Raw genomic sequence first — 23,388 nt, 5'->3', positions numbered from 1 at the left:
GGCCCGCTTCAGGTCGCCAGCGCAGCGGCAGCCGCGTCGGGCACCGCACCGAACAGGTACGCGTCCATGGACAACACGCCGTGGGTGATGCCGCCGTCGATGCGCGTGGCCGGCGCTTCGGCGCCCGCCGCACCGGCGGCCACCATCAGCGGCCACAGGTGTTCGGCCGTGGGGTGGGCGCGCTGCGCGTGGGGCGCCACCGCCATAGTCTGCTGCAGGCGCGCGTGGTCGCGCTGACCCAGGGTCTGGTGGATCCAGGCGACGAACTCAGCCGCGTAGGTTTCCGCGCGGGCGTCGGGTGCGTCGAAGCGCACTTCGTGGAGGTTGTGGGTCAGGCTGCCCGAGCCGATGATCAACACGCCCTCCTCGGCCAGCGGCGCCAGCGCCTGCCCAAAGGTGTAGGCGCGCGCGCCGTCCAGCCGCGCCGGCAGCGACACCTGAAACACCGGCACATCGGCCTGCGGGAACAGGTACAGCAGCGGCACCCAGGCGCCGTGGTCCAGCCCCTGCTGCGGGGCCGCCTCGACCGCCCAGCCCGCGGCGCGCAGCACCTCGACGGCCCGCTGCGCCACCGCTGGCGCACCCGGCGCGAGGTATTGCAACTGGTAGAGCGCCGGCGGGAAACCACCGAAATCGTGCACGGTCTGCGGCGCGGCGCTGGTGGACACGCGCGGCTCGCGCGTCATCCAGTGCGGCGAGACCACCAGCACGGCCTTCGGGCGCGGCAACGTCTTGCTCAAAACGGTGAGCGCCGGGCCGGCCAGGCCGGGTTCGATGGCGAAGGTGGGTGAGCCGTGGGAGATGAAGAGCGTGGGCAGTCGGGGCATCCTGGTCTTTCGCAGAGCCACCGGGCGGTGGCGATGGCTCAGACTTTAGGACGCAGGCCCGGCGCGTGGGTTCTAGCCGTTTGCAGGTTGGCGTCAAATTTGTTGATGGAGGCACGCCTCGGCATGGCGGTCGGCATCGGCACGCGTCAGCCGCGTCGGGCCGCTTCGATCGCGGCGATGTCGATCTTTCTCATCTCCATCATGGCTTCGAACGAGCGCTTGGCCGCCGCCGGATCGGGATCGGCGATCGCGGCCGTCAAGGCGCGGGGGGTGATCTGCCACGACAGCCCCCATTTGTCCTTGCACCAGCCGCACGCGCTTTCCTGACCACCGTTGCCGACAATCGCGTTCCACAAGCGGTCCGTTTCGGCCTGATCGTCGGTCGCGACCTGGAACGAGAACGCTTCGCTGTGCTTGAACGCCGGGCCCCCGTTCAGGCCGAGGCAAGGGATGCCCATCACTGTGAACTCCACCGTCAGGACATCGCCCTGCTTGCCCGAGGGATAGTCGCCCGGCGCACGATAGACCGCGCCCACCGCGCTGTCCGGAAAGGTTTCGGCATAGAAGCTCGCGGCATCCAGCGCGGTGCCGTCGTACCAGAGACAAATCGTGTTCTTGCTGGTCATCCGGGTTCTCCTGAGATGAAACACCCCCGCCGCGCTGCGCGCACTCCCTCACGGGGCGGCCCGGCGGCACCCTGGGCTGGACCGTGTCATGCGTTGCGGGGGCGCTTCGACGCCATGGAAAACTGCCCTGGGGCAGCGCTCAGGGGCGACCTTACGCCACGGCGCCGATCCGATGAAGCCGTACCCACGATTGGAATCGGGTCATGCCCCGGCCTGGGCTTTCACGGCACCCACGACGGAAACCGCCCCCGTTGTCGATTCCGGCCCGTCTCGAACGTCGGGTCAGTGGGCGGCCAGATGGCGTTACCGGCGCTCAACCAGATACCCAGCCAAGGAGAAACTGCCATGACCTTTCCAATGACCCCCACCATCACCGCCTTTGAACGGTCGCCCGATCGTGGCAAGGGACTCGCGCGCGACATGCGCGTTCGCTGGGCGCTTGAAGAAGCGGGCCAAGCCTACGAGGTTCGTCTGGTTTCCTTCAGCGCCATGAAGGAGCCCGCGCATCGCGCGCTTCATCCGTTCGGGCAGATCCCGACCTACGAAGAAGGCGATCTTGTCCTCTTCGAATCGGGGGCGATCGTGTTCCATGTTGCGCAACGCCACGCAGGCCTGCTGCCTGGCGATGCGAATGCCCGGGCGCGCGCGATCACATGGATGTTTGCCGCGCTCAACACGGTTGAGCCGCCGATCCTTGAACTCCAGAACGCCAGGCTCCTGGAGAGCGACAAGCCCTGGTCCGAACAGCGCCTGCCGCTCGTCGAGGGCCGCGTCCGTGTTCGGCTGGGCGAACTTTCCGCTCGCCTGGGGCGTGCCGACTGGCTCGATGGTGGATTCAGCGCGGGCGACCTGATGATGGTGGCGGTGCTGCTCAGGTTGAAACCATCGGGAATGCTGGACGACTACCCAAACCTTTTCGCCTACGTGGCCCGCGGAGAAGCGCGCCCTGCCTACCAGCGCGCTTTCGACGCCCAACGGGCGGTTTTCACCGGCAAACCACCGACCGGCCGATGAAGGCCGCGCTGGGCCATGTCGACCGTGCCCGGGGCCTGGTACACGGCTGGGATAATCCCCGGATGGCAAACAAACAGCGTGTGGTGGTGGGTTTGAGCGGGGGCGTGGACTCCGCGGTGAGCGCGCACCTGCTCAAGCAGCAGGGCTACGAGGTCATCGGCATCTTCATGAAGAACTGGGAGGACGATGACAACAGCGAGTACTGTTCGTCCAACATCGACTTCGTGGACGCCGCCTCGGTGGCCGACGTGCTGGGCATCGAGATCGAACACGTCAATTTCGCCGCCGAGTACAAGGACCGCGTGTTCGCCGAGTTCCTGCGCGAGTACTCGGCCGGGCGCACGCCCAACCCCGACATCCTGTGCAACGCCGAGATCAAGTTCAAGGCTTTCCTGGACCACGCGATGCGCCTGGGTGCCGAGAAGATCGCGACCGGGCACTACGCCCGTGTCCGGCTGAATGAAGCCACCGGAAAACACGAACTGCTCAAGGGCCTGGACCCGCTGAAGGACCAGAGCTACTTTCTGCACCGGCTGAACCAGGCGCAGCTGAGCAAGACGCTGTTCCCGGTGGGTGAGCTGCCCAAGACCGAGGTGCGCCGCATCGCCGCACAGATCGGCCTGCCCAACGCGAAGAAAAAGGACAGCACCGGCATCTGCTTCATCGGCGAGCGGCCGTTCCGCGATTTCCTGAACCGCTACATCGCCAAGGAACCGGGGCCAATCAAGGACCCGAACGGCCGCACCATCGGGAAACACGTGGGCCTGTCGTTCTACACGCTGGGCCAGCGCCAGGGCCTGGGGATCGGAGGGATCCGTGAAAAGGGCGCGCAGAAGGGCGGCAACGAGCACCAGCCCTGGTTCGTCGCGCGCAAGGACATGGAAAAGAACATCCTCTGGGTGGTGCAGGGCCACGACCACCCCTGGCTGCTCTCGCCCAGCCTGCGCGCCGAAGACCTGAGCTGGGTCGCGGGCGAGGCGCCGCAGGTCGCAGACATCGCGGCCAAGACGCGCTACCGCCAGGCCGACGCACCCTGCACGCTGCAGACCGACGCCACCGGCATCACGCTGCATTTCACCGAGCCGCAATGGGCGGTGACGCCCGGCCAGAGCGCCGTGCTGTACGACGGCGAGGTCTGCCTGGGCGGTGGTGTGATCACGACCGAGGCAGCCAACGCGCCCACCTGAGCGGCGATCGGCCTTTGCGGCGCAGCAGCCGCGTCGGGCTGGTCGAGTGCCAGGGCATCAGTGAGCGCCCGCTTTCCAGCAAGCTCAGAGCACTGGACCCCGACTCGCTGCCCAAAGCGTAAGAACCGTTCGGTATGGAAGCCACACCGGTTTGGGTGGCACCGAGGGAATTTCCCCACGACACGGGATTCAGACCTCGATACCATAACTATCCGAATATTCGGAGACAACCATGAATAACCTGTTCCAGTTTGGCGAAACCGTGGACGGCTACCCGGTGCGCGTGGTCAACGAGCGCACGGTGCGCGCCGCCGCCGGCCTGCTGTTCTTCCCCGCCGTGGTGTCCTTCATGAACGCCCTGCTCACGGCCAACTACCAGCCCACGCGCCTGTTCGTGATCGTGTTCCTGATCGACATGACGCTGCGCATGCTCAACCCGCGCTGGGCGCCCAGCATGATCGTGGGCGGCTGGATCGTGCGCCACCAGACGCCCGAATGGGTGGGCGCGCCGCAAAAGCGCTTCGCCTGGGGCCTGGGCCTGCTGCTGGGCATCGCCATGCTGTACCTGATGGTGCTCAACCGCTTCATGGGCCCGGTGAACATGCTGGTCTGCGCCAGCTGCCTGACGCTGATGTTCTTCGAGACCGCCTTCGGCATCTGCCTGGGCTGCAAGCTCTACAACGTCTTCAACCGCGAGAAAGCACAGCTCTGCCCTGGCGGCGTGTGCGAGGTGCCGGCCCGGCGCCCAGGCTGGGGCATCGCCCTGCCCCAGGCGGCCGTGCTGGTGCTGTTCGTGGGCGCCCTCACGCTGGCCAAGGGCTGGGTGGACGAGACCGGCCCGCTGGGTGGCTTCGACGACATGGCGACGCTGGAGGACATGGGTCTCAAGCCCGTGGCCGGTGCGCCCACCGACCCCAAGGCGGAAGCCGAACGCTGCCAGGTGCCGGCCTTCGCCAAGGCGATCGGCCACGAAGCGACCTGGAAGCAGCACAACGGGTGCAGCTGAGCGCCCGCTCGCTCGCGGCGCTGGCGCGTGCCCGGCCCACCACCGGCTCAGGCCTGGCCGTCCTCACCGATCAACAAGCGGTTGTCGGCCAGGAACCGGTAGGGCGGCACTTCCAGGTTGCTGGGGGCCGGCTTGTTGCGGAACACCCGACCGGCGTAATCGAAGGTCGAGCCGTGGCAGGGGCAGAAGAAACCGCCCTTCCAGCCGGCCGGCAGGCTCGGGTTGTCCGAACTGGCGGGCTGGTTGGTCGGGGAGCAACCCAGGTGGGTGCAGATGCCCACCACCACCAGCACCTCGGGCTTCACGGAGCGCACGTTGTTGGCGGCGTAGGGAGGCTGCTGTTCCCGCTCCGACGCCGGGTCGGCCAGATCGGCCGTCTGTTCGAGCGCGGCCAGCATGTCGGGCGTGCGCCGCAGGATCCACACCGGCTTGCCCCGCCATTCCACCGTCTTCAGGCCGCCGGGGGCGACGTCGCTGATGTCGACCTCGACCGGCGCGCCCTGCGCCTTGGCGCGCTCGCTGGGCGCGAAATTGGCCACGAATGGCACGGCCACGCCCACCGTGGCCACGCCACCGAGCGAGGTGGCGAGCCGCAGCCAGGTGCGGCGCTCGGCGTCGTGTCCGGCCGCATCGGGGGCCAGCGAAGGAAAGGTGTGGGTGCTCATGGCGCGCTCCTGTGGGTTGAAGGCGTGCGGCACCGGCCAGCGGCCAGCGCCGCGCCAGCGTTGGAGCCGGCGCGCCGTCGATGGTTCAGGCCGCAGTGGCCTCAGTGCCCCGCGTGCAGCTTCTCGTGGATGCGCTTGGTGGTGCGCCACACCGCCCACAGCACCAGCGGGATCAAGGCCCCGGCGGCCATCTCGGGGTTGATCGGCAGGCCCACGGCCTTGCCGGCCTTGCCCAGGTAGAGCAGCAGGCTGATCACGTAGTACGAGATCGCCGCGATGGACAGGCCTTCCACCGTGCTCTGCAGCCGCAGCTGCAGTTCCTGCCCTTTGGTGAGCTTGGCCAGCAGTTGCTGGTTCTGCTCTTCGGTGGCGATGTCCACCCGGGTGCGCAGCAGCGCGCTGGTGCGGGTGACGCGTTCGGAGAGCGAGGCCAGGCGCTGCGCCGTGGCGGCCACGGTGGCCATGGCCGGCGAGAGCCGGCGCTGCATGAACTCGCCCAGGGTCTGCGTGCCCTGGATGGGCCGTTCGCGCAGTTCGGCGATGCGCTGGGCCACCAGGGTGTCGTAGGCGCGGGTGGCCGAGAAGCGGTAGATGTTTTCGGCCGTGGCGCGCTCCACGCCGCCGGCCAGCGAGACCAGGGTGTCGAGCAGCGCCTGGTCGGACGCGCTCTTGTTCTGCAGCTGGGCCGTGATGTCGGCCAGCTGCCGCTCGGAGGCCGCGAGCAGCGGGGCGAGCTGCTTGACCACGGGCAGGGCGCGCAGGGCCATGAGGCGGTAGGTTTCGAGCTCGAACAGCCGCGAGACGATGCGCCCGGCGCGCGTTTCGGAGGTGTCCTCGGGCGCGATCACCAGCATGCGCTCGAAGCCGCCGGGCCGCAGCCAGAAGTCGGTCACGGCCACCGAGTGGCCGTTGTTGCCCATGAGCGACGCCACCACGGTGTGCTCGCCCAGCCAGGTGCGGGCCTGCGCCAGCCCGTCGCTCAGCGGGTGGAGCTCGCCGACCACCATGGCGAGCTGGATGGCGGCGAAGGTGCGCCCGGGAATGGTCTGCAGCCAGCCCGGGGGCGTGGCGATGTGCGAGAGCAGGTCGGGCTCGCGGGTGCCCAGGCCGCAGCCCTCGGGCAGCGCCTGCACGATGGAGTAGCGGGTGAACTCGGTGTGGCGCTCCCACTTGAGCGTGTAGCCAGGCAGGCGCAACCGCAGGAAGTTGCCCTGCAGATCGTCCACGGTGAGCGCGTCCTGCCCGGGCAGCCGGCGCAGCTGTTCACACTCCTGTTCGCGCGTCACGTCCTCGTTGAAGACCGCCACGTAGGTGACCAGCGTGGGCAGGCGGATGCGCGCGGGCGGGCGCGCGTGCACCTCGTTGTGCAGCAGCTCGCGCTGCGGGTCGCTGGCGGGCAGGCGGTGGGGGGTGGCGGCGCCGGTGGAGGTGGTGTCCATGGGGCCCGATTGTGCCGGCTGTGCCGCGCACCGCCGCGGCAAAAAAAACCCGCCGGACCGGGGGTCGGGCGGGTGCAAGGCCACGTCCTTGGGGATCGACGTGGCATCAGGGATCGGGAAAATCAGAACGGTTATGCCCACCAAAAACTGTGGATAGAAGCCACTTATAGAGCGAGGAGATCAACAGTCCGCCCTTGAATGTGTGGGTTCATGAGTCCACACCTCCTAGACTACCAAAACGCAGCTTCGTATCGAACCTACAGCCAGCTAGCCGGACCAGCAACGCCACGCGTTTTCAGAAAAATTCCGGCACAAAGGGCCTTGCAGCCAAATCTACGCGTAACGATCACATGGGTGCATGCGAAAGAGTACCAATTTACAGCCGCTTTTGGTAGCGTCCGATGAAAAGGCTACATCCGAAGTCTGTTCCGTTGCACTGGAGATGCCAACATACTTTGATTGGTCGATGCCCCGGCGGCTAGGACCGTTGCGCAGCGATTGCCGACGTTGGGGATGTAAAGCTAAGTCCGCAGTCTTCGCCACATTTCGGTCATCCAGGCCAAAGCAACCACAGCTGTTGAGTGTCAGCTCGTGAGAGTGCTGAAGACGTTGCAGCCCACTGTTTGGCGCGCACGCGGCGCTCTAACGCACCTACTCCAGATGTTCTTCCTCCCGCGAGAGCACACTGAGCTTCCCCCAATTTACCGGACGGTATGCTTAGGGAAGGTCTGCAAAACCCCGGCGCCCCCGGCCCGATGTGAGACAGTGACGGCATGAAGCAAATGAGCCTGGGCGAGAGCGGATTCGAGCGCAAGACCAAGCGCACGCGCAAGCGCGAGTTCCTCGACGAGATGAACCTGGTCGTGCCGTGGGCCGAGCTGGTTTCGCTGATCGCGCCGCACGCACCGGCTCCTGGCGCCAAGGGCGGTCGCCCACCGTTTGCGGTCGAGACCATGCTGCGCATCCACTTCATCCAACAGTGGTTCAACCTCTCGGACCCGGCGATGGAAGAGGCGCTGTACGACATGGTGCTGTTTCGCGAGTTCGTGGGCCTGGATGCCGGCGAAGACAACCTGCCTGACGAGAGCACCATCCTGCGCTTTCGCCACCTGCTCGAAGCCCACAACCTGAGCTTGCAGATCCTGGCTACCGTCAACGCCACGCTGGCGGCCAAGGGATTGCTTTTGAAGAGCGGCACGGTGGTCGATGCCACGCTGATCGCTGCACCGAGCTCGACCAAGAACAGCAGCGGCGAGCGCGACCCCGAGATGCACCAGACCAAGAAAGGCAACCAGTGGCACTTCGGGATGAAAGCGCACATTGGGGTCGATGCGGACTCGGGCCTAGTGCACACGGTGGTGGGCACGGCGGCCAACGTCAACGATGTGACGCAGGCGCACGCGCTGGTGCACGGAGACGAAACCGATGTCTTCGCCGACTCGGGCTATCAAGGCGTGGGCAAGCGGCAAGAGACTCAAGAGATCAAGGTCAACTGGCATGTGGCGATGCGACCGGGCAAGCGCAAGGTGCTGGACAAGAGCACGCCGATGGGTGCGATCCTGGACCAACTGGAGCAGGCCAAGGCGCGCATCCGGGCCAAGGTTGAACACCCGTTCCGGGTGATCAAGCGCCAGTTCGGGCATGTGAAGGTGCGCTACCGGGGATTGGCCAAGAACACCGCGCAGTTGCACACGCTGTTTGCGCTGTCCAATCTGTGGATGGTGCGGCGCACGTTGCTGCAGGAGATGCGGGGATGAGTGCGTCTGCGGGCCGCCAGAGGGGTGCAAGACCTGGTGAACTCGGCCCTCAAACGCACCCAGCGTGCCTGAAATCGTCGCCATCTGAAATCACATGCATCAACTCACGCCGCGGCGGGTGTTGTGCAGACCTTCCTTAGCCCTTCAAGCTTTGCTCATCAAAAGAATAAGCTCAGAAGGTTAGAGAGCTATCTGTTGGAGGGAAAGTCATTCAAATTTTTTACCAAGATCGCTAAAAACCTTGGCTAGATCATTTGAGTCTATGGGCCAGATATCGCGTGTTTGGGCAGGCGACTTGTCGGAAAGAAAATACGCTAGAAGCACGGCGGGTTGATTGAAAAAGTGCCGCTGCCCTTTTTGCTCTTTAATCCGATCAAAAATGTAGTTCTTGGAGACCAAGAACTCCTCGATTCGATCGACAGGATTTTCTGGAAGTAGCTCCATGAGGGCGTCAACTACCAACTGGTTGGATCGCTCTTGTCCGGGGGTAATGCCCGTGCCGTTTTTATAAGCAGTAGAGAGGTACTCCAAGAGCTGATGCTGTGGTGCATTCGCCTTGGCCAGATCCGTCATCGCCTGCTCAAAGAACTCGTCCGTGGCCTCGATCAAGGCCATGCTTTTTGCAACCGTACGTTTGACCGAAGGTTGAGCGTTGGTCTTTGGCTTGTAGATCGTGTCGTGTGTCAGCTCACTGTGAGCGTGCTGCAAGAGCGTGCGGATCTGCACCTCACATGCGACTCCTTCGGGCAGCGGTTGTCCATCGATAGCGAGGCCAGGTTGTGGCCGCAGCACGTAGTGCACGGACTGATACGCGAATTCGAGAGGCTTGGAGAGCTTCTCAGCCTCGTAATCCTTGTCCTTGGACCAGAACCAAAACGCTGCGCATTCTTGGCTCTCGATGATCGATTCAAACTCCTTGATGTGTGAGGTCAGCAGCACCACATACCGCATGCCCACTTTGTCCGTGATGTCGTCGTATGGGTCCTTATAGGGCTTGCTGCGGTAGAGGGCCTTGTCGATCAAGCTCGTGTTGCCTTTGAGGCGCGGCTTCATCTCCACCTTCAAAAAGTAGCTCAGTGGTGTGGGCTCGATACGGGGCAGCAGCCGCTCTTCGATTTTTTGACCGATGAGGTCGGCCCATGCCTTGTAGAACGGGGACTCCTTCTCCCATCGTTCAAGGATTTCTTGCTCGTTCACTCTTGGTCTCTGATGTGATCACGGACCGTGATCAGCGTCCACTTTGGCACGTTTCCTTGCGGATCGGCATCACCATCGATCGATTCAATCCGAATGTAGTCCTCGAAGTTCGAGGCCGGTGCTGTGAGCTTGATGTCGTGCCCGAAGGTGAGCTTTCGCAGCCGCAGCTGGGACTGGACTTCTGAGAGGTCCTTGTGAATGGCGGTGAGTGGAAAGTCCTTCTGCTGCATGTGTGCCGTATAGGCGTCTTGCAGCACGGGGTCAACGAGGTAATTTTGTGAGAACACGTCCACTTGAATCGTGGCGGCCTGATCAACTTTCAAGTACGTGGTCAGTGCGTTCAAAAGATCCAGTTTCTTCTCTGCATCGATGTTGGCGTTTCGTATGAAGTCCTTGGTCAGTGCATGAAACTGCTTGGTCTGAAAAGCACTGTTCGAGGGAAATTCGAGGCCCAAGAATGCTTCATAAAAATACTGTGCAGCGGTCAGCTTGTTGCCCTGCGTGATCAGATCATCAAAGATGAAGGCGTGCCAACCGTGCGTGGGGTTTTGCACCGTCGCAGCCTGGGGATCTTTCCGAAGGAAGGCCCCAATTTTGTAGAGCTTTGCCTGTGGCGTGAGGATCAACTCTTTGATGTATTCGAGTGTCAGCTGTCCGTTGGCTTGCCGCTTGGTGAACCCCCCGTGTGGCTCAGCTTTGATGATGCACATGAACGAGCGGGAGGGGTTGCCGCACGTGCCCTCGATCACTACCACGATGCCACCAGGGATCGTTCGGTTGCCCTGAGCAACAGCAAGCTTTGTCGCGATGCTTTGAGAGAGGTTCACGAACAGCTGATCGTTGCCTTGCGACTCGATCAGCACCTTTGAAATTTTCCACGTGCTCTCTGCACCAAAGTCCCGGATCGACATCTCCACACCGTGCGAGGACTGACCCAGTGCGTTGGTGATGCGGGCTTGAAGGGCGTCTCGTGCCTCTTGTGGCAGCACTAAAAGTTGGTTGCCGTAGTTCGGCTGAACAAGGGCTCTGTCAGGGCCCCGTGCAAAAACTTCATGAATGATCAGGCGGCCAATGGACAGGTTTTCAAAGGACATGATGCGGTCTTGTTTTTTACTCCCTGATGCGGCCGAGGCCACATCGCCTGCCGCCATCGTACTGGACGGATGACGAGTGCAACCGTTTGAAAGCGCGATGCTGCGCCATGGCAACTGGTTTTCAGGCTGAGGTGCTACCACTACCGCCGCCATCGAGGGCTCCTCTGGGGGCCTTCTGTCTACAAGGTCATCCCATTAAACAGACTTTGGCAAATATGGCAGATGGTGGGGGTATACAAACACCAACGAACTGGGGTGAAATACGTTTTCTGGGAGGCATTTTTAGGCTTCTGAGTTTCATCTTTTCAGCACCACTCCACCATGCATCCAGCTATTGAGAAATCCCTGACATCTAGTTCCGTAGGTCTCTTAGCCCGAGAGCTTGCGAAAATCGAAAAGGATCGCACAGCTTGGCTTGGTGCAACGGCTCAAATGGATGCCCTGTCCAAACACGTCAGGGAAATTTCACAGGCGCCTGCCTACGCTCGGTTGGCCGAAGAAATTAGATTGGCACAGCTTCCTGCTGTCAGTTTGGTTTCTCAAATTCAAAGTATGGTGTCTGAGGACGCGACGGCAATGCAGTCGATAAATAAGTGGCAAGAGGTGTACAAAGCCGGGCAGGAGAGCATGAGAAAAATGATGATGCCCATCGAGAGCATCCGCCAGAGTTTGATGGTCGATGACTCTACTCAACGGATGCTTAAAGATTTTGCATCTCTGGGTGCCCGGGCAACTGAAATGGCCAGCGTGTTTGAAAAGACTGCATCGCTTAGCTCTGCGGCAGCAACCTGGGCAAAAAGGCTAGAAGAATCGCACGTTCAAACTTCCAAGGTTTTTGAGAGCCTTAATCTTGGAAGTACTACTCAGAGGTATTTGAAAGATTTTGAAAGCATCAGCAATCAATGGAAAGTACCCAATGAAGTCGTAAGTCTGGCTGCTGTACTTCAAGACATTCAAAAGGATCTTGGGCTCAGAAAAATTGCATTGCCAACCATCGATTGGAACTCTGCTGCTGCACTGGCAAAGATTCTCGGAAAAGAGGGCGTTGAAGATCAGTTTTCTTGGATCGGGATTGGCCCGGATGGGCAAATACAGCCAAACAATGATCCTGGTCAAAAGGGTTTACTGAGTCATCGGCAAGACGACGTAATCAAGTTGATTAGCTTCTTGCTGATCTTTTTGATTTTTGCTTATCAGGAGTACAGCAGCAGTTTGCAAGAGGCCAAAACAGAGGTCAATCATCAGCAGGTTGTTGCGGCCTTAGCGGTGCAGTCCCAACAGCTACAAAGCCTCACGGTGCTCATTGCACAGTGTCTGGCGGACTCAGTCCACGTACCGGAGGAGCGTTTTGTCGTTCGCAGTCGGAGTGCTCCTGTTCGATCCCAGCCAAGGCACGGATCTTCCGTTGAGGCCAAGCTTTTGCCCAATGAGGTGGTGCGCTCCGTGGGACGTGATGGCAAATGGGTCGAAGTGGGGTACTACCACTGGTTGCTCGGGGAGCATCGAACGGGATGGGTTTTGAAAAAATACCTTGAACGAGTGCCCGCCAACTTTCATGATGGCGGTGGTGAATGACGCTCTGGACGAAGCTTCACACGGGGTCGATGAATCTTCGTGTGGTTCAACTGCTTGGTACGCGCAGGAGCTCTTACTCTTGCAGACTGAGTCCCTGTTGTCGCAGATTCAGCTGGCCAGATACCGGGCATAAGTGGAGGGCAGCTTGGGGTCGGCAGTATCACTCCGCCCCGAGCGAAACCTGTCCTTCTCCCAGGGCTTGGTGCCCTCCAGCGGCGAGTACCCGATCTTGACGGGAAAGCGGTCGCTAGCGTGGTCGATCGCTGAATGACCGCTGACGACCATCCCTGCTGTTTGGACCGTCGTCCCCGAGTGACTCAGATCAGCCTCTCGCGATCCCACGGGAGGACGGCTCTGCAGCGAATGCCGTCTGTCGCCGCCGGGAGCTGAGTTCACGGTGTCTTGCACAAAGCTGTCATCGGCTTGCCCGGCAGTGCGGCAGCATCGATGACCGGTATCGAGGCGGCTGCAGTCATCCAGCTTGGCAGGTCGGAGGTACCCTTTCAAATCGCGGGCGAATGTCAACTGCTCGAAGGGCTGAACTCACACTGTCGACCCTGAGCTGACATTACTGCTGCCAACTGTCGATCTATAAATCGGAAGTCACGAAATTGGTCCAGACTTGCCACGCCAGCAATTCGGCCTAGGCCACTCGGGTAATAAGGTGAACTCGCCGCGACTTGGTTCAACCAGGCCATCCGCATGGCATCCGTGAAATGGCTGACAGGGCAGTGCCAACCAACCCACCTTTCGGACACTGCACTTCCACAAGATGCCACTCACCAGCTCTCGTTGCACAGCGTCTCCTTTCTGCCAGCGGTAAACCAACTTGGGGCGTTCATCGACGTCACGATGGACGCGCGCTAAATGTGCCTAAGACTTCCCTTAATGCCCAGTTTTCACAGCTTGCAAGGCGAGCCCTTTGATGGGCACTTTGTTATGGAGGCCGTCGAGTAGGGAAAAAAGACGTCTCAGCAAATCGGGAAAATAATGTCCAACTGCTATGCGGCGTCGATGCGAGCCTAGTACGCAGCAACTCAGGGTTCAGCACTTTGGCCTCACGTACGCGGTCAGGTCCGTGCCCCCCATGGCGGGATCAAACCCCTTTTCGTCGGGGTGTAGTCGGCAGGTGTTTCCGGCTTGTTCAAGGGCTAGAGCGATGGCAGTTGAAAGGCTGCACCAATACGCGATCGAATCCTTGCTCGATGGTCAAACCGAGATCGAGTTGGTCAATTGCGCGAGGGGGTGTACAAGTTGTCTGCCAACAATCTGCCGCATCAACCCCTAGATTTAAGGGCCGCGCTGGAGCAAAATGCGGTAAACCGGTTGACTCTTTAACAATAAGTTTCTGAAAATGCGTGGCGTCGCTGCCAAAGGAGCGGACATGGCAAAACGAAAAATTGCATTGGCAACGAGCCGCGTGGCGCTTGCATGCGCCATGGCAGTTTTACTTGTGAACGGGTGCGCGTCGTCCACCATCGGATGCCGCCAGGGGGCGCAAATATGTCCCGCAATCGGCACACCGAACAGCGAAACCGACAACGGTACCTCGTGCGCGGTCGTCGTACAAAACAGCCACGTATGCACCTATGACGGTGAGGGCCGATTCAAGGGCGACAAAGTCAAGCCGGGCTCCGGCGTGTGCATCTGCCTTGGCTTCGACAGCTGAGAAAGGGGCGGCCATGTTTAACAGAGCCCTTCGGGCATGCGTTCTCATCATCGCCGCGTCCCAATTGGGCGGGTGCGCCTTTTTCTATCGCTACTCGGCGATCTCGGAGCAACCGGCGCGGCTTCCTGCCAATGAGCCGCTACAGCCTCGAGCGAGTACGATCCAGCCGGCGCTGTCGATGCCGCTCGTTACCTTCGAGACAGCGGCGAATACCGCAACCGGGAAGGTCTTGCCCGTCACGGTCGTTGACAAAGCGACGATTGCAAAGGTCAGGATCGAAAAACCATGGCCTTTTTCAGGGTGCCTTATCTGCGAATCCTTGGATGCCAAATGGAACTACACGGTCAGCCAGCCAGCCCCGATCACAGTCACTGGCGAGCCCGTTCAGAACAAGCTCGTTGTGAACGTGTCAGGCGCGCTCAGCGGTGGCGCTGGTTTCGGTGGAGAGATCGCGAAATGGTTGTCGCTCTCGAACAAGAACTTCGACGCAGCAGTAGAGGTCAGGTTCGAGTCCGGCCTAGCAGCGGACCAAAACTTCTGTCCCACGCTGACAGGTATCGACCTTAAATACAGGTGGCTAACCCCGCCACGAGTCGAACTCATTGGGAGAAGCTGCGTCCTAAACGGCCTGGCCTGTTTCGGGCCTTGGAACCTAGAGTTTGAAGGAGCCGTCGACAATTCAATCAAGCCCAAGATCGGCGAGGTGAAGGATCTGTTTCAGCAGAATATTCCCTGCACGCCGGTCAGGGAAGCACTGGCTAAGGCTTGGCGTCCGTACAGCTTTCCCGTCAAGGTGCCGTATGAACAGCTGCACCTGAACATCGTTCCTCAGGCGCTTTACATCCCCGGCCTGCAGGTCACTAACACGGATGCCGTACTGTCGGGACGTCTGGACGCAAACGTGTCCCTGGACCCAGAAGCCGTGTCCACCACACCGATCCCCCTGCCAGCGAACAAGCCGGCCCCTATCAGCCCGGGGAGCTTTTCATTAGCAGTGCCGGTATCGACGCTTTACTACACCTTCGAAGCGCTGGCCAAGCAGGAGCTAGACCGCGCGAAGTTCATCACCAACTCGCCACTCGGCCGGGTGAGGGTCACTCCGACCAAGGTGGAGCTTTACCCGACGGATAACGGACAGAAGCTTGCTCTCGGCGTATCAGTAGCAGTCGAGTTTCAGTACCTGTTTTTTATGAACACGTCCGGGACGGTGTGGCTGACGGCAAAGCCGGAGGCGGTCGACGGCGGCCGAAAGGTGCGCTTATCAGAGGTCAAGGTAACACGCAAGTTCGCCAATCCGATCTGGGACGTCGCCTCGGTGCTGATCGAAGATCAGGTCACGCGGGCGATCCGAAACGGCTTCGAGATGGATCTGAGCCAACCCTTCAGCAAGGCTGAAGGCGACATCACCGACTTGGTCAACAACGCCGGCCAAGATGGGGTCAAGCTCACAGCGAGCGACGTCAAGATCGGTATCGGGCGCATGCTGGCCAACGAGAAGGCGTTCCAGGTGGAGGCGCTGTTCGACGCGAAGGTCGACGCGTCGCTAGGCAAGGTCACGCTGCCGTAGGAGTACAACGTCATGAAGCGAACGGTCACGATGGTTTGTGCACTGGTGGCGATGACTACTACGCCGCATGTTTTTGCGCTGCCGTTTGGAACCTGCCTCCTCGAAGCCGACATGCGGAAGGCACTCAAGGCAGAAGGGCAGTCGATCACGACTGAGGCCGCGAACAAGCGCTCGTACCTTAGTCTGGGCGCCGCGGCCTCGGGCTACCTCATTGAGGTTCGCGGCTCTTCGTGGTGCATTGCCGCGGCCCTGGAGAATGTGTCGACGCTTCGCACGAAGAGCGTCGACATTTGTTCGGACCCTTCAAAGTACCCAAACGCTGTCGCCGTGTGCAACGATCTCAAAGCCAAGGTGAAAGGCGCCGGGAGCTTGTCAGCACAGTCTTCGACGGCAACCTTGCTGGCACCAGAGACCAAGGGCCCTGTGATCGTGAACCTTGGTTTCTGTGACGAGCGCGATGGGCGCCGGACCTTGTGCGCACGGTCGGAGACTGTACTCAAATGAGCGCCGGATAGCTGCCATCTGCCACCGGCGTGTTGCCTCAGTCGGATGACCGGTTTGGATGGTCAACCAGTCGCTCAGGGCCTTGTTCCGCGAATGACAGGTTACGAGACTCGCGATCGTTCAGCCGTCAATTTCCTATGACTGGACCCAGCCTGAACCGGTCCGACAGGGTGAGTTTTCGGGAACGTTGATCACATGAAATGCAAGTCGGTGTAGCGCCCCAGGCACCCCTGCTCAGAGTCACCCAAAGGAGGTCCCGCAGCGGAGACGCACTCAGACCCATGCAACTTCAGTTGCCACTTGAATGTTCAGTTGCAACTATTCATCCCGAGAAGTCCCGTTCCCGCTGACAGCCCTTGTAAGACCAGCGCATCTGGTGATCTTGCCCCCGTATTCCCGGACCCGTCCTATTCGCAACGTAACGCCGTGCCCTTGGTGGGTGGCTGGCGCGCCTGGGCTGTCCGGCATGGTGTGGGAGCCATCAGTCCCAAGGCACAGTTGTTGTTCGACCTGCAGCCGGAAGCCTTTGTGGATGACCACCTTCCCTATCTCCAGGGAGTGGACGCCAGCATCCACCGTGCACCGATCGCCCGTGCGCCAAACGGCTCACCGAACCGAGACTACCCAGCGGAACTGGTGTCATCAGCGCATCGCGACCTGTTGGACTTCGCCCAGTGGTGGGTATCGAGAATTGCGTAGGCCACCCTGGAACGCCTTCGAGCGCTCATGCCTTGGTGAAAATCTATCGAAATCTACCAAGGTATATCGACGTCTACACATGTATATCAAGGACTTGATATACATGTGTAGATTTTGATAGTTATTGATCCGGCCCGGTGAAGTCTTCACCTTCCCGACCTCTGCCCACTGTGCATCCGCACTCTGAACTTCAAACCTCATAGGGCCGGATCAATGGCTCTCTCTTTTGATCTTCCCCGGCACTGAATTCAAGATGTGCACTATGCGTGGAATATGCCTACTATGTGCATTCGTCATCGGATCACTGGAGGTCAAAAATGAGTGCCCTGGCTTTTTTCGACATGCTGGAGGGCGCGCGCGAAGCCGGCACATCACGCCTATCTGCTGCGGCCGTCGCTGAAATTTTTGAGCTACAGCAGCAAGAACTGGCCGCTCTGGCAGGTGTGCATCGAAACACTCTTCGAACTCACCCCGAGTCCCCGAAACTGCAGGTTGCCCTGCGCGATCTGATGCGCTTGCTCTCCGCTGCGTCTGAGGATCATGAGGACCTCCCGCGAGCGCTTTTCTTGATCAAGAACGAGCCAATCCCCGCGTTCCATCACAAGACGTTGATTCAGCTCGTGGGAGTAGGTCGAGCCGAAGACGCGATCGGCTACCTGGAGTCCGTCAGGTCCGGATTCTCGGGGTAGGGTCTGTTCACCAGCGCCATTGAGGTAGATGTGTCCGGTCCTGACGGTGCTCGACCCATCAAAGTCTCGGCCATCCGCGACTGGTATCGGCTCGTGCCGAGCGGGCGGTTGTCGCTGCTGGTCAGCGATCAGGCCTCAATCCTGGCTAGCATTGAGTGTCGGCACGCTGCTTTCGCACTCCAATAGAACAGGGCAAACTCGATGACGCGCTCAGTCCAACGGTCTCCGCTCCACGCGCCCAAGGCTCGAAGCGAACCCGTGTCGCGGCCTGCATGGAATGCCGTCGTGCAGCCTGTTCTGTCTTCACCTGGACAGGCGCTCGACGCGGCGACGCTTGACACTATGGAGGCACGCTTTTCGTACAGCTTCTCCAACATTCGCGTTCATGCCGACGGGGCGGCCGACCGGGCCGTGACCGCGCTGGGCGCCAATGCGTTCACGAGTGGTCGTCACATTGTCTTCGGTGCGGGTCGACTTGCACCTCACACCACAGCTGGCAAGCGCCTCCTGGCCCATGAGCTCACGCACGTGGTGCAGCAGGCCAGGGCCTCCGCAGGGTCTGGGCTGAGAATCCAATGCGAGAGGCCAGGTTCTGCGCCGCTCCTGATCCCTACCGAGCGAATCGACAGCGTATGGAGCCGCTTTGTTGAACAGCAGGCTTTGCTGCAAGGCTTGTCGAAGGACGACCCGAAGGTGCGGGCCGCGGCCGCCGAGCTGACCGCGCGCCAGGTCGGCCCCACCAACTTCGCGCGTTGGGAAGCCGAGATCCATCCTGACAGCATGACGCTCGAGGCCGAAGCCCAGGCTCAGGCCGAGCGGGCCATCGAAGCGGCTTCGGCCGAGCCATTGCGCTTGCCCGATGGCCAGCCCTGGAGTCCGTCTGCCCAGCGCTCGTACTGGGTAGATGAAGCCCAGCACATGCACGACGGCACGATGCAACTCCAGCGTTACGTGGCCGACATGGAGCGCCAGGCCCTCAAGCTGAAGACGCCTGAAGGGCTGCAGGGCAAGGTCTACCAGTACGCAGGCGGAGGCGTCGGCCTCGTCGTGAGCCCCACGCTGGGAACTGCGAGCAAACTGCTGTCGCTGCCGGTGCAGACACTGATCGCGAGGGTGGCCGATCAACCTGACCCCGAGGCTACAGTAGGCTCGATCGCCGAAGGGGGCGTGGCCGACGCTGTGAGCGCCTACCAACTGACAGTCGGCGACCTCAACGCGATCTACGAGGAAACGCGCAAGCACTACGGCAGCTATCTCAAGGCCGTGGCTGAGCTTGGCGAGGCACGCAAGGCGCTGCGCGCGGCCCAGAACCTTGAGGACTCCACAGCGGCCTTCGGGCGAGCGAAGGCCGCACGCGCAGCGATGGTGGAGGCTTTCGGGGCATATGCCATGGCCTGCGAGCTGGCCGGCATTCCGTCGCAGGCTCAGAAACTCGAAGCGATGTTCGAGAGCACGGCCGAGGGCGTCGTGTTCGCGCTGGAGACTGCCGCCACGCTGCCGCTGGGTGGCTCCGGGACCAGCCGTGCCGGCCGCGCATTGCTCAAGGAAGGCGAGAAGGCGGTTGCCGACATTGGCGAACAAGGGTTGAAAACTGGCTTGCGCAAGGCGCCGAAGACGGCGCCAACGGTGCCTTCTCCTGGACAAGGCCTTGCACGCGGTGCCGATGACCTGGTCGAACAGGCCAGTCACCCAGTGCCCGCCAACGACAACGACCTGCCGTCAGCATTGAAGGGCCTGGAGGATGTAGGAGAGAAAGTCGGCCCCTCCCGACCGGTGAACGACAACGCACTGCCCGACCGGGAAGCGGCGTCCATGCTGTCCACCGGCACCGACGACGTGGTGTCGGTGGGCGCCGAAGTTGCGGACATTCGCGCGCACGACGCCACAGGTGAGCTGATCGTCGCGTCGGCCCACAGCGGCAAGAAGATGACGCCTCAGGTGGCCGCCTACCTGCGCGTGAAGAAGATCGCCGACAGATCCGGATTCCACATTCGCGTGGCCAAGCCCAGCGCACGCGATCTGAAGATGGTCGATGCGTACCTGGCCGAAGCCACGCCGCAGCTTGGTGGCACAGCTGGCCACAAAGTCGGCAAGATGGCCCCCAAGGGCGCCGACACCCTCCACCTGAATACCGTGGGCGAGCTGAAGATGCTGACCGTGGTCACCCGCGGCAACTTGGAAGCCGCCGCGGCGCAGGCACGTCGGTATGCGGGGCAGCTTGGCATGAATGACGTGGTGGTGCGCATCATGGACATGACCAACGGGCTGATCTTCGACTTCTTCCCGAAGTAAGGCCAAAGCTGGCCTCAAGTGGCCGATTCCATCTGGGATGGGACTCTTCGCTCGCCCAGGTCACCCTGGACAGCTTCCGACAGCGCCGACGTCGGGAACATGTCACTGCAGAACTGCGCGTTGAACGTCCGCTGCCTTTGATTGCGAACTGGAGCTCTCGACCCGGAGCGGGCATCTGGCCAAGTGCCGCAAAGCCGTCATTCCGGTTGCAGTGTTAAGTGTCGCATCCCGGGAAATGGTGCGAAAAGTCCAGGTTTCTTCGATGTGCCGCTTTTAAAATCAACAACCTAGCGGTAGCCCGGCCAGAGATCGTGTTCAGGGAATGGTGCAGAAGGTCCCGGTTATGAGGACGTGCCAGATTCTTGTTGACGACCAATTCTCAGCAAACAAGGCCATGTGCCGGGAGCGCCCCATCACGCTCCTGACGGCACCCGATTTCAGCATCCATGATCATCAAATCCACAGTCAACATCCGCCCCTTTGTGCTCGTCGAGCACGCTGGGTTTCGCTATCTGGCGGTCATCCAGAACGGAACCCAAATCGGGGCATTGGCTCAGACGCCCGAGGGGCGATATGTGCAGGTCAACGGTGCAGTGGTTCAGCCACTGAATACGTTCAAGGTGCTCCGTGCGCTGAGGCAAGAGTTCCCTCGCAAAAACTGGAGTCGTAACCCATCGCTGCCCGTCGCTGCGCCAGCGGTGGGTGTCCTGCCTCAGGCCCTTGATTTCGAACACCCAATCGAACGTCCTGTCACCGCGCCTGTGGTGAGCGTCCGGCGTCGCCGCCGTGTCCCCGTTGAGGCCCTGCAGGGGTGATTGGCTATGCTTCAAATGAGGGCCGGCAGGGATTCACGTAAAAAGCCGCAGGCACAACCCTAAGTCCCTGTCAGCATTGAATATTCATGGCTGTTGTTTTGGACGGCATATTGCCGCATTATTTCGTTTTAGGAGGCTCAACCCATGCCTGCTGCAATCTCTACTGCCCGCCTCGAAGCCAGGATCAATACCGATCTGCATGCGATGCTCAAGCGCGCCGCTGAACTTCAGGGGCGCACCATGACCGATTTCGTCGTGTCGGCCGTGCAGGACGCCGCGCAGCGGGCCATTGAGCAGGCCGAAGTTATCCGGCTATCGCTGGCCGATCAGGAGTGCTTTGTTCAGGCGCTGCTGTCGCCACCGCAACCGTCCCCGGCCTTGAAGCGTGCTTTCGCCCGTCGCAGCAAGCTCTTGCGCGCTGAATGAGCCGCGCACCGTTCCAGCTCGCGCTGCTCGATGGTGTTCGTGATCGGGCCACGTTCAACAGTGGCTCGGATCCGTTGGATCGGTACTTGCACGAGCAAGTCACCCAAGACGTTCGCCGTCGCGTGGCCGCCTGTTTCGTGGCCACGGCGGACGGAACACACATCGCTGGCTACTACACCTTGGCATCGGCCAGTACGGGGAAGAGACTGCCTCGCCATCCGACCGTGCCCGCGATTCGCATGGGCCGCCTGGCTGTCGATCAGGGTTTCAAGGGGCAAGGGCTGGGCAGTGCACTGCTCGCCGATGCTCTGAGCCGAGCTGCCCGCCCCGAGATTGCCGCCTACGCCTTGATGGCGGATGCCAAAGACGATGCGGCAGCCAACTTCTACCGGCATCATGGCTTCATCGCTTTACCCGACTCACCGCGCACCTTGTTCCTGCCTCTGGCAACCGTACCAGCTGTTTGAAACTCGTCGCTTCGTTGACCAGCTCCCGGCACTCCTGATTGCGGAGTGGTGGACCATGTCAAATGCCTCCAGGTGGAAGTCGTACCCTCACCGTCGCTTCAAGCTCATGGGCCAGTCAACGAAAGCTGGCGTCAAACCCTAGCGTTTGATGGCCCGGTCATCAGAGCACCGGCCCACGACCGACCCAACAAGTTCAAGGCCGCAATGCCCGCGCAGCCCTGTCCAAGTTGCACCGCGACCAGCAACGGTGTGCACTGTGCACGCGCCAGGCGTGGGCGCGCCCCGTCTCACGCGTAGAAGTCGTACGGAGACTTCAGGCCGTAGATGTGATCCGCTCGGCGAAGAGAGCCAGGCTTTCCGAACGAAGCATCTGCAGCAGGCGATGTCCGCGGCGGCCCGGTAAGCGGCCGTTCGGGGGGAGTCGAAATAGGCCGTCTAGATGCGCATGCTCTTGGGCAAGCGCTCGGTGTAGTTGCGGCGCATGCCGGAGATGGTCTCGGGCGGAATGCGCGATTCGATGCGGCGGACATGGGCCGGCATGGTGGCGTCAAGCAGGTGGCGCGCTTGCTTCGCCCAGGTCTTGTTGAGCATGCCCGGCAAGAAGGCCAGTGGCGTCTGGCCGGAGCCCGTGTCCTTGTTCGCGCTCCAGCCGGCGAAACGCGCTGTGTCTGCGAAACCCTGCCGCAGCATCACCTGGCCTCGCGCGCTGAGCATGTCGGCGAATTCCGCCGGAAACTTCCCCATTGCCCCCCCCTCTTTTGATTCTTGCCAGTTGAGGCTGGCCGCCCCTTGTTTGAACCTGTGGCGGCTCATCTGGCTGGCGATGCTCGTGCATTCGTTGAGCCCGCCATGCGTGGCCCTGGCAACTCTGACAGGTGGGAGCGTTCCCCGGCCCATCCCGCAGCGCTGTTGCGGATGGCGGATCCTGACCCGATCAGACGGCGTGCCGCTTCATCGGGGTTTCGTCACCCGCCGATGTCCTCAACCGTCAGGCCATGGTGCTTCATCAAGGCTTTGATCTCCTCGATCACCCGCTGACGGTGGGCAGCCGTTTGGTCCTGCGTTTCGTGTTCGGATTCCAGGAACAAGTGATTCAGGCCGCGCATGAGTTCCTGGTACCGCTGCTCTCCCATGGCCTCGCTCGGCCGAGCGCGAGACGGCTCGATCCTGTTGCGGTCACGTGGCTTCTGATGGTTCATGTATGCGTGGCCCTCACGGCCAGTCCGGATGTATCGAAACTCCCTCTGCGAATAAGCGATATCGTTTATTTTCTACGCAACACCCGGGCGATCAGGCGCTTGCACCGAATGCCCTTCTTTCTGTTTGAACCGCGGCCAGGCTCCCTCCAGGAGTCCCCGATGCGCCGCCACATCTCACCCTGTCACCGACGCTTCGCTCGCCAAGAGCCTGTCAAGACGAGCTGCCCGGTACTTTGCCAACCGGCCCTTATCACGCACGACGGGGGTCTGGCGTAAACCCTCAAGCCGCACCCGTCTTGCTTCTGGACTTCGACGGTGTCACACATCCGGTGCCCTGTGGAAGCGCCCTCCTGTTCCTGTCACTGCCCCTGATCGAGGCGGTGCTTCGGCACCACCCGGGCGTGTTGGTGGTTCTGAGCACCACATGGAGGATCACCCGTCCGATCGAAGAGCTTCGAGAATGGTTCGCCAGCGACATTGAGTCGCGGGTCATCGGTGTCACGCCGGTGATCACACTGGAAGAGCGCGTCTGGCACGGCAAGTTCGCGAATGCGCAGATGAACTGCACATCCTGGCTCGAAAAACTGACGCACAAGCACCTTGTGTTCGCACGGGCCACTCGTGGCGCTGAAGATCGGGGCAAACTGGCGGCACCGGATGCCTGCACCGCCTGA

22 protein-coding genes are annotated in these 23,388 nt (G+C 61.4%); 14 read left to right on the top strand and 8 right to left on the bottom strand.

The window, feature by feature from the left end:
* Nucleotides 1-8: 8 nt before the first annotated feature.
* Both KIH07_RS06630 and KIH07_RS06625 read right to left on the bottom strand, forming a co-directional pair.
* Complete coding sequence (locus KIH07_RS06630; RefSeq protein ID WP_226491214.1) at nt 9-827, bottom strand: dioxygenase; 819 nt, start codon at nt 825-827, stop codon at nt 9-11.
* 146 nt (nt 828-973) lie between these two features.
* Nucleotides 974-1,453: a VOC family protein gene (locus tag KIH07_RS06625; protein ID WP_226491213.1), complete on the bottom strand. Its 480-nt coding sequence runs from the start codon at nt 1,451-1,453 to the stop codon at nt 974-976.
* Nucleotides 1,454-1,798: 345 nt separating this feature from the next.
* Between KIH07_RS06625 and KIH07_RS06620 the strand changes: the two genes are divergently transcribed.
* The 3 genes from KIH07_RS06620 (at nt 1,799) to KIH07_RS06610 (ending at nt 4,660) form a co-directional block, all read left to right on the top strand.
* Nucleotides 1,799-2,467: a glutathione S-transferase family protein gene (locus KIH07_RS06620; protein WP_226491212.1), complete on the top strand. Its 669-nt coding sequence runs from the start codon at nt 1,799-1,801 to the stop codon at nt 2,465-2,467.
* A gap of 62 nt (nt 2,468-2,529) precedes the next feature.
* Complete coding sequence (gene mnmA / locus KIH07_RS06615; protein ID WP_226491211.1) at nt 2,530-3,654, top strand: tRNA 2-thiouridine(34) synthase MnmA; 1,125 nt, start codon at nt 2,530-2,532, stop codon at nt 3,652-3,654.
* Nucleotides 3,655-3,886: 232 nt separating this feature from the next.
* Nucleotides 3,887-4,660: a DUF4395 domain-containing protein gene (locus KIH07_RS06610; protein WP_226491210.1), complete on the top strand. Its 774-nt coding sequence runs from the start codon at nt 3,887-3,889 to the stop codon at nt 4,658-4,660.
* A 47-nt stretch (nt 4,661-4,707) separates the two neighbouring features.
* On the opposite strand, the gene petA is transcribed toward KIH07_RS06610, so the two are convergent.
* Nucleotides 4,708-5,325: a ubiquinol-cytochrome c reductase iron-sulfur subunit gene (gene petA, locus KIH07_RS06605; RefSeq protein ID WP_226491209.1), complete on the bottom strand. Its 618-nt coding sequence runs from the start codon at nt 5,323-5,325 to the stop codon at nt 4,708-4,710.
* Nucleotides 5,326-5,426: 101 nt separating this feature from the next.
* On the bottom strand, nt 5,427-6,764 hold the full coding sequence (locus tag KIH07_RS06600; protein WP_226491208.1) for a DUF3422 family protein: 1,338 nt from the start codon (nt 6,762-6,764) through the stop codon (nt 5,427-5,429).
* A gap of 773 nt (nt 6,765-7,537) precedes the next feature.
* Here KIH07_RS06600 and KIH07_RS06595 point away from each other — a divergent pair.
* On the top strand, nt 7,538-8,521 hold the full coding sequence (locus tag KIH07_RS06595) for an IS5 family transposase (RefSeq protein ID WP_226491207.1): 984 nt from the start codon (nt 7,538-7,540) through the stop codon (nt 8,519-8,521).
* Nucleotides 8,522-8,728: 207 nt separating this feature from the next.
* Here the strand turns inward: KIH07_RS06595 and KIH07_RS06590 are convergent, their stop codons facing one another.
* Both KIH07_RS06590 and KIH07_RS06585 read right to left on the bottom strand, forming a co-directional pair.
* The gene (locus KIH07_RS06590; protein WP_226491206.1) at nt 8,729-9,718 is read right to left on the bottom strand and encodes a GTP pyrophosphokinase family protein; all 990 of its coding nucleotides are present in this window, start codon (nt 9,716-9,718) and stop codon (nt 8,729-8,731) included.
* Nucleotides 9,715-10,965, bottom strand: a complete 1,251-nt coding sequence (locus KIH07_RS06585) for a nucleoid-associated protein (protein WP_226491205.1) — start codon at nt 10,963-10,965, stop codon at nt 9,715-9,717. The genes KIH07_RS06590 and KIH07_RS06585 overlap by 4 nt, the downstream gene beginning before the upstream one ends.
* Before the next feature lie 168 nt (nt 10,966-11,133).
* Between KIH07_RS06585 and KIH07_RS06580 the strand changes: the two genes are divergently transcribed.
* The 9 genes from KIH07_RS06580 to KIH07_RS06540 all read left to right on the top strand — a co-directional run bounded on the left by KIH07_RS06580 (nt 11,134) and on the right by KIH07_RS06540 (nt 21,515).
* Entirely contained in the window at nt 11,134-12,387 is a 1,254-nt protein-coding gene (locus KIH07_RS06580; protein WP_226491204.1) for an SH3 domain-containing protein, read from the top strand.
* A gap of 1,384 nt (nt 12,388-13,771) precedes the next feature.
* Nucleotides 13,772-14,056, top strand: a complete 285-nt coding sequence (locus tag KIH07_RS06575; RefSeq protein ID WP_226491203.1) for a hypothetical protein — start codon at nt 13,772-13,774, stop codon at nt 14,054-14,056.
* Between the two features lie 13 nt (nt 14,057-14,069).
* Entirely contained in the window at nt 14,070-15,623 is a 1,554-nt protein-coding gene (locus tag KIH07_RS06570) for a DUF4403 family protein (protein ID WP_226491202.1), read from the top strand.
* A 12-nt stretch (nt 15,624-15,635) separates the two neighbouring features.
* Nucleotides 15,636-16,127, top strand: coding sequence for a hypothetical protein (locus KIH07_RS06565; RefSeq protein ID WP_226491201.1), 492 nt, complete (start codon nt 15,636-15,638; stop codon nt 16,125-16,127).
* 1,016 nt (nt 16,128-17,143) lie between these two features.
* Entirely contained in the window at nt 17,144-17,515 is a 372-nt protein-coding gene (locus tag KIH07_RS06560) for a DNA-binding protein (protein ID WP_226491200.1), read from the top strand.
* Between the two features lie 285 nt (nt 17,516-17,800).
* Nucleotides 17,801-19,807, top strand: coding sequence for a DUF4157 domain-containing protein (locus KIH07_RS06555; RefSeq protein ID WP_226491199.1), 2,007 nt, complete (start codon nt 17,801-17,803; stop codon nt 19,805-19,807).
* A 446-nt stretch (nt 19,808-20,253) separates the two neighbouring features.
* A complete protein-coding gene (locus KIH07_RS06550) occupies nt 20,254-20,622 on the top strand; it encodes a hypothetical protein (RefSeq protein WP_226491198.1) in 369 nt (122 codons plus the stop codon).
* Between the two features lie 144 nt (nt 20,623-20,766).
* Nucleotides 20,767-21,048: a DUF1778 domain-containing protein gene (locus KIH07_RS06545; protein WP_226491197.1), complete on the top strand. Its 282-nt coding sequence runs from the start codon at nt 20,767-20,769 to the stop codon at nt 21,046-21,048.
* The gene (locus KIH07_RS06540; protein WP_226491196.1) at nt 21,045-21,515 is read left to right on the top strand and encodes a GNAT family N-acetyltransferase; all 471 of its coding nucleotides are present in this window, start codon (nt 21,045-21,047) and stop codon (nt 21,513-21,515) included. The genes KIH07_RS06545 and KIH07_RS06540 overlap by 4 nt, the downstream gene beginning before the upstream one ends.
* 435 nt (nt 21,516-21,950) lie before the next feature.
* Here the strand turns inward: KIH07_RS06540 and KIH07_RS06535 are convergent, their stop codons facing one another.
* Both KIH07_RS06535 and KIH07_RS06530 read right to left on the bottom strand, forming a co-directional pair.
* The gene (locus KIH07_RS06535; protein ID WP_226491195.1) at nt 21,951-22,259 is read right to left on the bottom strand and encodes a hypothetical protein; all 309 of its coding nucleotides are present in this window, start codon (nt 22,257-22,259) and stop codon (nt 21,951-21,953) included.
* Nucleotides 22,260-22,480: 221 nt separating this feature from the next.
* A complete protein-coding gene (locus KIH07_RS06530; protein ID WP_226491194.1) occupies nt 22,481-22,714 on the bottom strand; it encodes an H-NS histone family protein in 234 nt (77 codons plus the stop codon).
* Nucleotides 22,715-23,010: 296 nt separating this feature from the next.
* Here KIH07_RS06530 and KIH07_RS06525 point away from each other — a divergent pair, with 296 nt between their 5' ends.
* Entirely contained in the window at nt 23,011-23,388 is a 378-nt protein-coding gene (locus KIH07_RS06525) for an HAD domain-containing protein (RefSeq protein ID WP_264181813.1), read from the top strand.

Origin of the sequence: Hydrogenophaga taeniospiralis, from assembly GCF_020510445.1 — a bacterium.
Taxonomy (GTDB): Bacteria; Pseudomonadota; Gammaproteobacteria; order Burkholderiales; family Burkholderiaceae_C; genus Hydrogenophaga.
Note: the sequence above shows the minus strand (reverse complement) of the source record. Positions and strands in the feature narration are given on the sequence as shown.